Origin of the sequence: Labrys sp. LIt4 (assembly GCF_017813775.1) — a bacterium.
Classification (GTDB): Bacteria; Pseudomonadota; Alphaproteobacteria; order Rhizobiales; family Labraceae; genus Labrys; species Labrys okinawensis_A.
The window spans coordinates 470,213-482,862 of record NZ_JAGIPY010000002.1 but is presented as its reverse complement, the minus strand read 5'-3'; the positions used below and the strand labels follow the sequence as shown (position 1 = coordinate 482,862).

The window sequence follows — 12,650 nt, the reverse complement described above, 5'->3', positions numbered from 1 at the left end:
GCTTTCTTTTCAACTCTTGCTCTGACGCATTTTCCCAGTCGAAAAATCCGTCACCTGTTCTTGAAAATCCTAGGCAAAATCCATGATCACCGCATCAACCGCCAGGGTGTCGCCCGGCTTGACGCGGATCTTCTTGACGGTGGCGTCGCGCTCGGCGCGCAGGACGTTCTCCATCTTCATCGCCTCCACCACGCAAAGCGCCTCCCCGGCCTTGACCTCCTGGCCCTCGGCGACCTCGATGGCCCGGACCAGTCCAGGCATCGGACACAGCAGGGCGGTGGTGAGCGCCGAGCTGCTCTTGACCGGCATCAGGCGGGCAAGCTCGGCTTCGCGCTGAGTGTAGATGCGGATGTCGGCGGCAGTGCCGCGATGGGCGATTACGACACCATTGGGTATGGCGCGGACCAGCATGGACACCGGCTCGCCATGGATGCGGCCCGACCACACCGGCTGGCCGGGCTTCCAATCGGAGGTCAGCGTTACCAGGCGCTCCGGCGCGCCTTCCGGCGTAAGGAAGGTCACCTGCATCTCCCCACGCGCCTCGTCCACTTCAACGGTGAAGGACGTGTCGCCCAGCATTGCGACGCGGCGACGCTCGAACTCCACGGGTCTGCCGACCATCTGGCCGCTGATGCCGCGCTTGCGCTGGTTCTGGATATGGTCGATCGCCGTCGCGACCGCCGCGAGCCTGTCCGCAACCACCCCCTGGGGCGGGCTGATTGAAAAACCGCCGGGGAATTCCTCGGCGATGAAGGCGGTCGACAGCCGCCCCTCCTTCCAGCGCTCATGCTGCATGAGGGCTGAGAGGAACGGAATATTGTGGCGGATGCCTTCGATGGCAAAGCCGTCGAGCGCATCCGACATGGCGGCGATCGCGCCGGCCCGTGTCGGGGCATGGGTGCAAAGCTTGGCAATCATCGGGTCGTAGTGAAGCGAAATCTCGCCCCCCTCGAACACGCCTGTGTCATTGCGGATCGTGATGCCCTTCTCGCGCCGCTCGGCCGGTGGGCGATACTGGGTCAAGCGGCCGATCGAGGGCAGGAAATTGCGTAAGGGGTCCTCGGCATAGACGCGCGATTCCACCGCCCAGCCCGAAAGCCTGATGTCGGACTGCTTCAGCGCCAGCCCCTCGCCGGCGGCGACGCGGAACATCTGTTCGACGAGATCGATGCCCGTCACCAGTTCGGTCACGGGATGCTCGACCTGCAGGCGCGTGTTCATCTCCAGGAAGTAGAAGCTCTTGTCCTGCCCGGCGACGAATTCCACCGTTCCGGCAGAATCATAATTGACCGCCTTGGCGAGAGCGACGGCTTGCGCGCCCATCAGAGCCCGCGTCTCCGCGTCCAGTAGAGGCGATGGCGCTTCCTCGATCACCTTCTGGTTGCGGCGCTGGATCGAGCATTCGCGCTCGCCCAGATGAATGACGTTGCCATGCTTGTCGCCGAGCACCTGGATCTCGATATGGCGCGGCTCGACGATGAACTTCTCGATGAAGACACGATCGTCGCCGAAGCTCGCCTTCGCCTCCGAACGCGCCAGGCGGAAGCCTTCCTCGACCTCGGCCGAAGAATAGGCAATGCGCATGCCCTTGCCGCCGCCGCCGGCGGAAGCCTTGATCATCACCGGATAGCCGATCTCCTCGGCGATACGGATAGCGGCCGCGCTGTCCTCGATGATGCCGAGATGGCCCGGCACGGTGGAAACACCCGCTGCGGCGGCCGCCTTCTTGGATTCGATCTTGTCGCCCATCGCGGCGATGGCGCGCGGATTGGGCCCAACAAAGATGATGCCAGCCTCCTCGAGCGCCCTCGCGAAGGCCTCGCGCTCCGACAGGAAACCATAGCCCGGATGCACCGCGTCGGCGCCGGTCTTGCGGCAAGCCTCGATGATCTTCTCGATCTGGAGATAGGATTGGGCCGCGGGCGGCGGGCCGATATGAACGGCCTCGTCCGCCATCTCGACATGCAGGGCGTCGCGATCGGCGTCGGAATAGACGGCGACCGTGGCAATCCCCATCCGGCGTGCCGTCTTGATGATGCGGCAGGCGATTTCTCCGCGATTGGCGATCAGAACTTTGGAAAACATGCCTGCAATCACCCAGGATGGCTCGAATGGGCGCGCTGCCCTCGATTAGGGCGTCTCATAGATTCCGGCCGCACGCAATAAGCCGGCCGGGAGATTCAGGCGGCGTGCACCGCTGATCGCTACGGAGGAGTGGTTCCGGCCTGTTCCGCCCAAGCTCTCGCATGCGCCTTTGCCGGGGAGCGCGGATCGCCGCCAGGGCTTCAGCATGGCTTCGGATCCGACGGCGGCGACATGGGCAGAGAATTCCCACCCGCAGGCGACAGGATTTGAGACGAACAGGCTGATATCGAGATTCATCTTCGGCGGCCAACACCCTGCCCAAAAAGCAGAATGCCGGCCCGAGGGCCGGCATTCGATGGTATCGCTTCAATTGGCTCGAATGGATCAGATCATCTGGCTGATCGACTGATCCCAGTTGTTGGTCGCCGCCATCTGGCGGGGATCGACCAGAGCCAGCAGGGCCCGCTCGGCGCGGCTCACCCTGCCATCATGCTGGATGCGCCGGTTCAGCCAGGCGCTGTCGCGATCAGCCAGGACCACGGGCGTGGTGAGAGAGCGGCCACCCGTATTGCTCGGCTGGTTGGTCGCCAGCAGATGAGCCTGGATGGTTTCGGCGAACAGCCCGTCCCAGGCCGGGTCCTCGCTGTTGCAGCCTTCGGCCATGTCGAACAGCATCTCGGCTTCCTGGCGCGAGATGATGCGGCGCCTGGCTCCCTTCTCGACCTGGAAGAGGCGGGCCATGTTGGCGATATCCTGCGTATCGATCACGCGGGAGAAATGAATGCGGCCCTTGGCGGCCGGTCCCTCGCCCGTCATCGCGGCATGCTGGATCTGGTGCAATGCGAAGCTGGCGAGCTCGTCCGGCACGTTGTCGGCCTGTTCGACCAGGCGGATCAGCAGGCCGAGTTCGGCGGCATTGGCCACCAGTCCCTCGCCGCCATCGAGCATCGAAAGCACCCAGGCTCCCTGCTCCTTGGAGATGCTGCCCTTGGGCTCGTTACGATCCAGGACGAAAGCCGTCAGCATTTCCTCGAACAGGGCATTGAAACCCTTGTTGCGCCCAGCCAGTACGCCCTGAAGCGCAAAGAGTGCGTCGGCATCGGCGGCCTGGAGCTGCACGCCGTCCTGCCAACGCTGGCGCATTTGCTGGACTTCGGAATCCTCGATCGAACCGCGCTCCAGGGCGGGTTGAATCAGAGTTGCGATAGGTGACGTCACCATAGTGTCGTGCCTTGCCTTGGTTTGCGCCAAACTCGCGGCGCCTCATGATGCCAATTTGAGCCTGGACCACTCAAAGTGGCGTTAATGAGTCTCACCCTAAGGGCCGCACATGGCCAAAGAATGTGCGCTTCGCCACAATCCTGTGGCAATGTCGGGCCGAAATCCGATCATTCGCAGCTTTGGGCTTGGCGGCCGTCACGGGCTCGACGATAGAGCCGAATATCAAGAGGACGATCCGTTACACCCGATATCTCCCTGATATCAAACCCTTTTCAGGGTTCAGCCATGCCGCTGCCGCAAGCCTGCCCTGCGAGGTGCGGCTGACCGGCAGGAAGCGCTATCGGCGGGATTCACCATGTTTTGTTATTTTCCCCTACGGCAGGCAAAATAACCGGCCTGGCCATCTCACTATAGCGGGATGTTGTCATGCTTCTTGCGCGGAGCCTCGACATGCTTGTTGCGCAGCATGGCCAGGGCCCGTGCCACGCGCTTGCGCGTCTGCGAAGGCTGGATGACTTCGTCGATATAGCCGCGCTCGGCGGCGATGAAGGGCGAGAGGAAGCGGTCCTCATAGCCCTTGACGTGCTTGGCGATCTTCTCCGGGTCATCCATGTCCTGGCGGAAGATGATCTCGACGGCGCCCTTGGCCCCCATCACCGCGATCTGTGCCGTCGGCCAGGCATAATTGACATCTGCCCCGACATGCTTGGAGGCCATCACGTCATAGGCGCCGCCATAGGCCTTGCGGGTGATCACGGTCACCAGCGGCACGGTAGCCTGCGAATAGGCGAACAGCAGCTTGGCACCGTGCTTGATCAGCCCACCATACTCCTGCGCCGTGCCGGGCAGGAAGCCGGGAACGTCGACCAGGGTGACGATCGGGATCTCGAAGGCATTACAAAAGCGCACGAAGCGCGCGCCCTTGCGGCTGGCATCGGAATCGAGCACGCCGGCCAGCACCATCGGCTGGTTGGCGACGATGCCGACGGTCCGTCCTGCAAGACGCGCGAAGCCCGTGATGATGTTGCGTGCGAACGTCGCCTGGATCTCGAAGAAGTCTCCCTCGTCCGCCAGCTTGGTGACGAGTTCCTTCATATCGTAGGGCTTGTTGGGGTTGTCCGGCACCAGCGTATCGAGTGAGGGCTCCAGCCGCTCGATATCGTCGAAAGACGGAATCTCCGGCGGCCCCTCGCAATTGTTGGCCGGCAGGAAATCGATCAGCCGGCGCATCTGCAGCAGGGCTTCTACATCGTTCTCATAGGCGCCGTCGGCCACGGAGGAGCGCACGGCGTGGACGGAGGCTCCACCCAGTTCCTCGGCCGTCACCGTCTCGTTGGTGACCGTCTTGGTAACATCGGGGCCTGTGACGAACATGTAGCTGGTGTCCTTCACCATGAAGATGAAGTCGGTCATGGCCGGCGAGTAGACATCGCCGCCGGCGCAGGGTCCCATGATCAGCGATATCTGCGGGATCACCCCAGACGCCAGCACGTTGCGCCTGAAAACCTCGCCATAGCCGCCGAGCGCCGCCACGCCTTCCTGGATGCGGGCGCCGCCGGCATCGAACAGGCCGATGATCGGCGCCCGGTTCTTCAGCGCCATGTCCTGGATCTTGTTGATCTTGGTGGCATGGGTCTCCGACAGCGAGCCGCCGAACACCGTGAAGTCCTTGGCGAAGACGAAGACCTTGCGGCCATTCACCGTGCCCCAGCCGGTGACGACGCCGTCACCGGCGATATGGGTGCGATCCATGCCGAAATCGACGGCACGATGCTCGACGAAGGCATCGAATTCCTCGAAGGAGCCGGCATCGAGCAGCAATTCCAGGCGTTCGCGTGCGGTGAGTTTGCCCTTGGCATGCTGTGCTGCAATGCGCTTTTCGCCACCGCCCAGCAGGGCCTGGGTGCGGCGTGTATCGAGTTCGGCCAGGATATGCTTCATGAAGGGCGCTTCCCGCGGCTCTTGTTGGAACCTGCCGCGCCTTGTTCCATACAGCGATATCGCCCGGATTTCACCGTGCTCGGCCTTTCCCCTGGGAAATTCCACAGGAACCGGCGCTCGCCGGCGCAAAACGCAGCTTGAGCAGGAGGGCGGCGGCCAGAGTGACGCCGGCCAGCGCCAGCGAGAGGGCAAGCGCCCCCTCCTGACCCCACCAGCCGATCACGCGGGCATAGATGACAGGCGCCCCGGCCGAAACCATGAAGCTCGGGGCGAGAAGGCGGCCAGTGATGGCACCATAGGCGCGATGGTCGAACAGGACGAGCGGAACCGTGCCGCGCGTGATCGTCGCCAGGCCGTTGCCGGCACCATAGCCGAGGGCGAACAGCATGGCCGCCGTGAGCGAGTAGCCACCGGCAAATCCTGCGGCAAAGGAAAGCGGCAGCAGGGAGCAGGCCAGCAGATTGAGCGCGAGCGGATGCAGGCGGGTGCCGAACAGGATCTCGGCGAGTCGCGCGCCCGACTGGCCGATGCCCCGCAGCGTGGCGACCCAGACTGCCGTGGCCTGGGCAAGGCCGAGCCCGGCCAGGATGGCAATCATGTGGGAAGACATGCCGGCGTTCAGGAAATTCAGGATCGTGGTGATCAGGACGTAGAGCACGCCGGCAAGAAGGAGGCCGGAACCGGTGCTGCCCGGCCTCGGCCCGGATCTCTCGGCACCGGGCGCCGGCTTCTCACGGCGCCGAACGGCCGGCAATGCCAAAGCGAGCGGTACCGTCGCCAGCATCAGGCCAGCATAGACCAGCACGGCCCCCCGCCAGCCGAGGCTGTCGGCCAGCGTCGTTCCCAGCGGCCAGAACGCCGTGGAGGAAAGACCGCCCGGCAATGTGATCTGAGCCATCGCGCGCCGCGCCTCGGCCCCGCCCGCCCGGGCCAATGCGGCGAAAGCGGCATCATAGAGCGTCAGCCGCATGGCGACGCCCAGGACCAGCCAGGCGGCGAAATAGACAGGCAGGGAATGGCTGACGGCCAGCCCCACACATCCCGAGGCGGCGAGCACCGATCCGGACGCCATCATGCCGCGACCGCCATGGCGATCGATCAGCCGCCCGCACAGCGGCGAGACCAGGCCCATCACCAGCAGAGCCACGGCAAAGCCACCATAGACGATGTCGCGCGACCAGCCGAGTTCGACTGCCATCCTCTCGCCGAAGCCGCCGACCAAGTAATAGGTCGCTCCCCAGGCCACGAACTGGAAAAGGCCGAGGCAAAGGACGGTACGCCGCTCGATCACCGCCCGGCCTCGCTATCGAGAGGCGGCCCGTCGTTCCCGATCCCGAGAGGACGCTGCATCAGCACGGTATCGACCCAGCGCCCGAGCTTGAAGCCGACCGATGTCAGCACGCCCACTTCGGAAAAGCCCAACCGCCGATGCAAGGCGATCGAGCCGGCATTGCCACTATTGCCGATCACCGCCAGCATCTGGCGCCAGGGGCCGGCCTCGCAGCGGGCGATCAATTCCTCCAGCAGGAGGCGACCAATGCCTCGCCCGCTCATATCCGGCGCGACATAGACGGAATCTTCGACGGTATAGCGATAGGCGGGGCGCGGCCGGTAGGCCGTGGCGTAGCTATAGCCCACCACGCGCCCCTCCGTCTCGGCCACGAGATAAGGCAGCCCTTGGGCCAGGACGCCGAGGCGGCGCGAAACCAGCTCTTCCAGGCTCGGCGGCACCTCCTCGAAGCTCGCCAGGCCTTCGAGCACGTGGTGGGCGTAGATAGGCTGCACCGCCGCGATGTCCTTCTCGCGGGCGTCCCGCACGCGTATGGCTGCCGCATTGGCGGCTGGATCCATTCGATTCGCTGTCATTGCCGTCGCCTGCTTGCCGTCCTTCATAACAGGATCGCCTCTCCCCGCCATCGGCCGTTCGGCCAGCGCTTCCAGTCTGGTGAGGCCGACATCCGCCAGCAACCTGTCGTCGAGTTCGCGCCAGGCGGCCCACTGGTGAAGGCGCGACCGGGGAGACAAGCAAGGTAGCGCCCGGTTTCCCTGGCGGTTGCCATGAATGCTGCCAGAAGCGGCAGGCGGCTTGTCATCCCGCATTCTCTCCGCCTTGTAAAAACCAGCCGGATTATCGCCCTTCCCTTGGATAAAGGAAGCTTTGGAAAATCATGGTAGGCATAAGGAAATCTTTGGCATGAGAACGGCCGTGATATGAACCGCCTCAACCTCGATCATCTCAAGGCATTCGCCGATGTCGTCGAACTCGGCAGCTTCTCGGCGGCAGCCGATCGACTGAACCTGACGCAACCAGCGGTCAGCCTGCAGGTCCGCCAACTGGAGAGGCGCCTCGGCACGGCCCTGGTCGAACGCGTCGGCCGCAAGGCAAGGCCGACGGCAGCCGGAATGGAATTGCTGCGTCACGCCGCCCGCATCGACGCGGCCGTCCAGGAGGCACTCGAAGCAGTCGCCCGCCAGAGCGAGGGTGTGATGGGCACGGTGCGCATCGGTACCGGCGCGACGGCCTGCATTTTCCTGCTGCCAGCCCTGCTCCAGAGCTTGCGGCAGCGCCATCCCCGGCTCGAGATCGTCATCACCACCGGCAATACCGGCGAGATCGCTCGCGCGGTCGAGGACAACCGGCTCGACCTCGCCTTGGTCACCATGCCTGTTTCGAGCCGCTCGCTCGAGATCGAGCCGGTCTTCGAGGACCCCTTCATGGTCATCGCGCCGCCGCACACCCGACTGCCGGCCCCTGCTTCTCCCGCCGCTCTCGCCGACTTGCCGCTGCTGCTGTTCGAACCCGGCGGCAATACGCGGCGGCTCACCGACGACTGGTTTGCGCAAGCAGGCCTGTCGCCGCGTCCGGTAATGTCGCTCGGCAGCGTGGAGGCGATCAAGGAACTGGTAAGGGCGGGGCTCGGCTGTTCGATCTTGCCCGGCATCGCCGTTCGCCGCGACGCCGCTTCCGGAGCCCTCGCCGTACAGCCGCTCTCGCCGCCCCTGTCGCGCAGGCTCGCCATCATCGTCCGGCGCGACAAGCCCCTGCATCGCGGGCTCAAGGAAATCCTACAAGCCCTGCGCCAACTGCCGGCCGCACCGCCTGCTTCCGCAGTGTCCGGGACCCCATGCGAAGATTAACAATTTGTAATCAGACACACCAAAGCGTCTTTCCAGGTAGCGGCGATGTCCAGCCTCCCGGAATTGGCGCTTCGCGGGAGCAAGATTGCGTTCTTCGACATGACATCATCCTCCCATCGAGGCGTGCGCTCCAGTTGGCGACGGCAAATCGACGTGCAATAGTCTGATCAAGCCTTTGGCGCCGACTGCCCATCCGTCGGCGTGTATCCGGAATGGAGAGCCGTTCAAAACGAAAACAATGAACGCATCCGACTAGCCGGATCTTTCGAGGGCCTGCATCCAGGGAGGACTGTATGACCAAGATTCGGACGACCGGCGAAGGACAGGCGTCCCGCCGCAAATTCCTCGGCGAGGCCGCCGCCGTCGCTGCCGTAGCCATTGCGGCCCCGTCGATCGCGCGGGCTCAGACTCCCACCAGCATGCGCTGGCAGAGCACCTGGCCGGCCAAAGACATCTTTCACGAATTCGCCCAGGACTACGCCAAGAAGGTCAATGACATGACCGGCGGCGAGCTCAAGATCGAGGTGCTGCCGGCCGGCGCCGTGGTTCCCGCCTTCGGCCTGCTGGACGCCGTGTCGAAGGGAACGCTCGACGGCGGGCATGGCGTGATGGTCTACCATTACGGCAAGCAGACCGCCCTGGCTCTGTGGGGTTCAGGTCCCGCTTTCGGCATGGACGCCAACATGCTGATGGCATGGCATAAATATGGTGGCGGCAAGGAGCTGCTCGAAAAGCTCTATGCCTCGATCGGCGCCAATGTCGTCTCACTGCCCTATGGCGCCATGCCGACCCAACCGCTCGGCTGGTTCAAGAAGCCCATCGGCAAGCCGGAGGATCTCAGCGGACTGAAATTCCGCACCGTCGGCATCTCCATCGACGTGTTCTCCGGCATGGGGGCGGCCGTGAATGCCCTGCCCGGCGGCGAGATCGTCTCGGCGATGGACCGCGGCCTGCTCGACGCCGCCGAATTCAACAATGCCTCCTCCGATCGTGCACTCGGCTTCGCCGACGTATCGAAGGTGTGCATGTTGCAGAGTTACCATCAGAATGCCGAGCAGTTCGAAATCCTGTTCAACAAGACCAAATATGACGCCCTGCCCGACAAGCTGAAGGCCATCATCGCCAATGCCACCGAGGCAGCCTCCCAGGACATGCAGTGGAAAGCCATCGACCGCTATTCCCAGGACTATGCCGAGTTGCAGTCGAAGAATGGCGTCAAGTTCTACAAGACTCCCGAGGCTCTCCTGAAGAAGCAGCTCGAAGTCTATGACGAGGTGGTGAAGAAGAAGGCAGCGGACAATCCCCTATTCAAGGAGATCCTGGACTCGCAGATCGCCTTCGCCAAACGCGCCGCGCGCTGGGAACAGGATACGGTGGTTAACAGGCGCATGGCCTTCGATCATTACTTCGGCGCCAATGGCGCGGCCAAGAAGATCTGAGGCTTTGACGGGTCGGCTGGCGTTGCGCTCCGGAATTTGAAGCGCCGATTTTGTCATGCCCGGACCTGATCCGGGCATCCAGGGCCCACCTGCTTTCAAGCGGGCGATATGGGCTGGATTGCCGGGTTGAGCCCGGCAATGGCAAAGCTCGGGCCATTCTTGTTCCGCTGACGCCGAGCCGCCCCCGCGGGACGGCAGATATTGGCGCGGCCCTTCTTCGCCGAAGTAGCCGCCCTGCCTCCCTGGTCTTCCTACTCCGTTTCCTCTTCCCGCCGGGCAGCCGCATGACCATTCAGCGTTTACTTTACGGGATCGACGCCATCAGTACCTGGGTCGGCAAGGCAGCGGCCTGGCTGGTCATCGCCCTCATGCTGCTGGTGTGCGCCGAAGTCTTCAAGCGCTACATCCTGAACCAGCCGACAGCCTGGATCTTCGATGCCAGCAACATGCTCTACGGCTCGCTGTTCATGCTGGCCGGCGCCTACGCGCTCGCCCAGAATGCGCATGTCCGCGGCGATTTCCTCTATTCTTCGATGCGCCCGCGCACCCAGGCCAGCTTCGACCTCGTGCTTTACATCGTCTTCTTCCTGCCCGGTATCGCCGCCCTGGTCTATGCGGGGACCGACTACGCCGCCTCGTCCTGGCGCATCAACGAGCATTCCAGCATCACGGCCGACGGGCCGCCCCTCTATCATTTCAAGACGGTGATCCCGGTCGCCGGCGCCCTGGTCATGCTGCAGGGCCTGGCGGAGATCACGCGCTGCCTCCTCTGCCTCAAGACCGGGCGCTGGCCCGAAAGGCTCAAGGATGTCAATGAAATCGATGTGGTGGGCGAGCAGCTCGAGCACAGCCAATATATCGATGCCAGCGTGCGCGAAGCGGCAATCGCCGGCGTGCAGCGCATCGATGAAGCGGCCCGCCAGCGCGGCATGGGCGGAGACCAGTCCTGATGAGCGATCCTGCACTCGGCCTTCTCATGCTCGGGCTCATCGTAGTGGTGATCATGATGGGCTTTCCGACGGCCTTCACCCTGATGGGCCTCGGCATCTTCTTCGGCTTCTATGCTTATTACGATCCGGCCCAGCACTGGATGGACAACCGCATCTTCGACCTGATGGTCCAGCGCAGCTACGGCGCCATGACCAACGATGTCCTGATCTCCATCCCGCTCTTCGTGCTGATGGGCTATGTGATGGAACGCGGCGCGCTGGTCGACAAGATGTTCTACTCCATCCAGCTCTCGTTCCGACGGTTGCCGGCAGCGCTGGCGGTGACGACGCTGATCGTCTGCACCTTCTGGGGCATCGCCAGCGGCCTGGTCGGCGCCGTCGTGGTGCTGATGGGAGTGATCGCCCTCAATCCGATGCTGCGGGCCGGCTATGACGTGAAGCTTGCCTCCGGCGTGATCACCGCCGGGGGCACGCTCGGCATCCTCATCCCGCCCTCGGTGATGATCATCGTCTATGCCGCCGTCGCGGGCCAGTCGGTGGTCAAGCTCTATGCCGCGGCGATGTTTCCCGGCTTCTTCCTGGCCTTCCTCTACCTCGTCTACATCATCGGCTGGGCCATGCTCAATCCGCGCATCGCCCCCGCCTTGCCGCCGGAACAGACCAGGGTGCCGGTCCCGGCCTGGATGCCGCGTTTCCAGGCGCTCTATTCGCCGAACATGCCGGCGGGGCTGTTGCGGGCCCTGTTCTCGCCCCGCCGCGCGCTCGAACTGGAGACCGCAAACGGCCGCCTGACCTACCGGCAGATCGCCGGGAACTTCGCCGCGACGCTGGTGCCTCTCCTCCTGGTCGCCGGCACCCTCGGTCTGTTGTGGTGGTATGTCGTCATACACGGCCAGGCGGGCGTCGAGCCGGATGCCGCCGCCGGGCTGGAGCAACTCGGCTCAAGCCCGGAACAGCTCGGCTCGGCTCCGGAACAGCTTGGCTCGACACCCGAACAGCTCGGCGCTCCCGAGCAACTGGGAAGCCCGGACGCGGGAGGTGCGCCGGTGGCAGGCCCGACCGGTCCAGCCACGGCCTTCTTCGTGACCTTCGGTATCATCGCCGCCGTGGCCGCCGTGATCCTGGCCCGCTATTATCGCGCCATGGGACCGGAGCGGCTCGAAGTCATCAAGCTCCTGAGCTCTTCGGTCCTGCCGCTCGCCATCCTCACCGTCCTGGTGCTGGCAGTCATCCTGTTCGGCATCACCTCCGCCACGGAATCGGCCGCCGTGGGGGCGGCGGGAGCCTTCGCCCTGGCCCTGGCTGCCCGCACGCTCGACTGGAAGCGCACGAAGGAAGCCGTCTTTCTCACTGCCAAGACCACGGCGATGGTGTGCTGGCTCTTCATCGGCTCGGCGGTGTTCTCGGCGGTCTTCGCCATTCTCGGCGGGCAGGCGCTGATCGAGCAATGGGTGCTGTCGCTCGACCTGACACCCCTGCAATTCATGATCCTGTCGCAGGCGATCATCTTCCTGCTCGGCTGGCCGCTGGAATGGACCGAGATCATCATCATCTTCGTACCGATCTTCCTGCCGCTGCTGAAGCATTTCGAGATCGATCCCATCCTCTGGGGCGTCATCGTCTTCGTGAATCTGCAGGCGGCCTTCCTGTCGCCGCCGGTCGCGATGTCGGCCTTCTATCTCAAGGGCGTGGCGCCGCCGCATGTGACGATCAACCAGATCTTCGCCGGCATGATGCCCTACATGGCCATCGTCGTGCTGTGCATGGTGCTGATGTATCTGTGGCCCGGCCTCACCCTTTGGCTGCCGCAATATCTTTACGGCCGGTGATTTGCCACCGGCCCGCTCTGCAAAGGCTCGACTCGGGTGCCATTGCG

Annotated in this window: 9 protein-coding genes; 4 read left to right on the top strand and 5 right to left on the bottom strand. The window is 64.0% G+C overall.

The features are described 5' to 3' along the window. Nucleotides 1-69 precede the first annotated feature (69 nt). The 5 genes from J8I29_RS05165 to J8I29_RS05145 all read right to left on the bottom strand — a co-directional run bounded on the left by J8I29_RS05165 (nucleotide 70) and on the right by J8I29_RS05145 (nucleotide 7,272). Complete coding sequence (locus J8I29_RS05165) at nucleotides 70-2,085, bottom strand: acetyl/propionyl/methylcrotonyl-CoA carboxylase subunit alpha (protein ID WP_209430840.1); 2,016 nt, start codon at nucleotides 2,083-2,085, stop codon at nucleotides 70-72. A 384-nt stretch (nucleotides 2,086-2,469) separates the two neighbouring features. Further along, a complete protein-coding gene (locus J8I29_RS05160) occupies nucleotides 2,470-3,306 on the bottom strand; it encodes a hypothetical protein (protein WP_209430839.1) in 837 nt (278 codons plus the stop codon). A gap of 408 nt (nucleotides 3,307-3,714) precedes the next feature. Next, entirely contained in the window at nucleotides 3,715-5,247 is a 1,533-nt protein-coding gene (locus J8I29_RS05155; RefSeq protein WP_209430838.1) for an acyl-CoA carboxylase subunit beta, read from the bottom strand. 70 nt (nucleotides 5,248-5,317) lie between these two features. Beyond that, nucleotides 5,318-6,538 carry an MFS transporter gene (locus tag J8I29_RS05150; protein WP_209430837.1) on the bottom strand — a complete coding sequence of 407 codons (1,221 nt, stop codon included), beginning with the start codon at nucleotides 6,536-6,538 and terminating at the stop codon, nucleotides 5,318-5,320. Next, nucleotides 6,535-7,272, bottom strand: coding sequence for an N-acetyltransferase family protein (locus J8I29_RS05145; RefSeq protein ID WP_348535981.1), 738 nt, complete (start codon nucleotides 7,270-7,272; stop codon nucleotides 6,535-6,537). Before J8I29_RS05145 ends, J8I29_RS05150 begins: the two co-directional genes overlap by 4 nt. 186 nt (nucleotides 7,273-7,458) lie before the next feature. Between J8I29_RS05145 and J8I29_RS05140 the strand changes: the two genes are divergently transcribed. From J8I29_RS05140 to J8I29_RS05125, 4 genes are all read left to right on the top strand, one after another. Next, nucleotides 7,459-8,385 carry a LysR family transcriptional regulator gene (locus J8I29_RS05140; protein WP_209430836.1) on the top strand — a complete coding sequence of 309 codons (927 nt, stop codon included), beginning with the start codon at nucleotides 7,459-7,461 and terminating at the stop codon, nucleotides 8,383-8,385. Between the two features lie 302 nt (nucleotides 8,386-8,687). Then, nucleotides 8,688-9,824 carry a TRAP transporter substrate-binding protein gene (locus J8I29_RS05135; protein WP_209430941.1) on the top strand — a complete coding sequence of 379 codons (1,137 nt, stop codon included), beginning with the start codon at nucleotides 8,688-8,690 and terminating at the stop codon, nucleotides 9,822-9,824. A gap of 284 nt (nucleotides 9,825-10,108) precedes the next feature. Beyond that, nucleotides 10,109-10,774 (top strand): TRAP transporter small permease subunit, encoded by a 666-nt coding sequence (locus tag J8I29_RS05130; RefSeq protein WP_209430835.1) that lies wholly within the window; start codon nucleotides 10,109-10,111, stop codon nucleotides 10,772-10,774. After that, nucleotides 10,774-12,603: a TRAP transporter large permease subunit gene (locus tag J8I29_RS05125; RefSeq protein ID WP_209430834.1), complete on the top strand. Its 1,830-nt coding sequence runs from the start codon at nucleotides 10,774-10,776 to the stop codon at nucleotides 12,601-12,603. Before J8I29_RS05130 ends, J8I29_RS05125 begins: the two co-directional genes overlap by 1 nt. Nucleotides 12,604-12,650: the final 47 nt, after the last annotated feature.

Coding starts and splice junctions, on each gene's coding strand:
- J8I29_RS05160 (WP_209430839.1), bottom strand. CDS start 3,306: ATGGTGACGTCACCTATCGCAACTCTGATTCAACCCGCCCTGGAGCGC.
- J8I29_RS05165 (WP_209430840.1), bottom strand. CDS start 2,085: ATGTTTTCCAAAGTTCTGATCGCCAATCGCGGAGAAATCGCCTGCCGC.
- J8I29_RS05125 (WP_209430834.1), top strand. CDS start 10,774: ATGAGCGATCCTGCACTCGGCCTTCTCATGCTCGGGCTCATCGTAGTG.
- J8I29_RS05130 (WP_209430835.1), top strand. CDS start 10,109: ATGACCATTCAGCGTTTACTTTACGGGATCGACGCCATCAGTACCTGG.
- J8I29_RS05155 (WP_209430838.1), bottom strand. CDS start 5,247: ATGAAGCATATCCTGGCCGAACTCGATACACGCCGCACCCAGGCCCTG.
- J8I29_RS05140 (WP_209430836.1), top strand. CDS start 7,459: ATGAACCGCCTCAACCTCGATCATCTCAAGGCATTCGCCGATGTCGTC.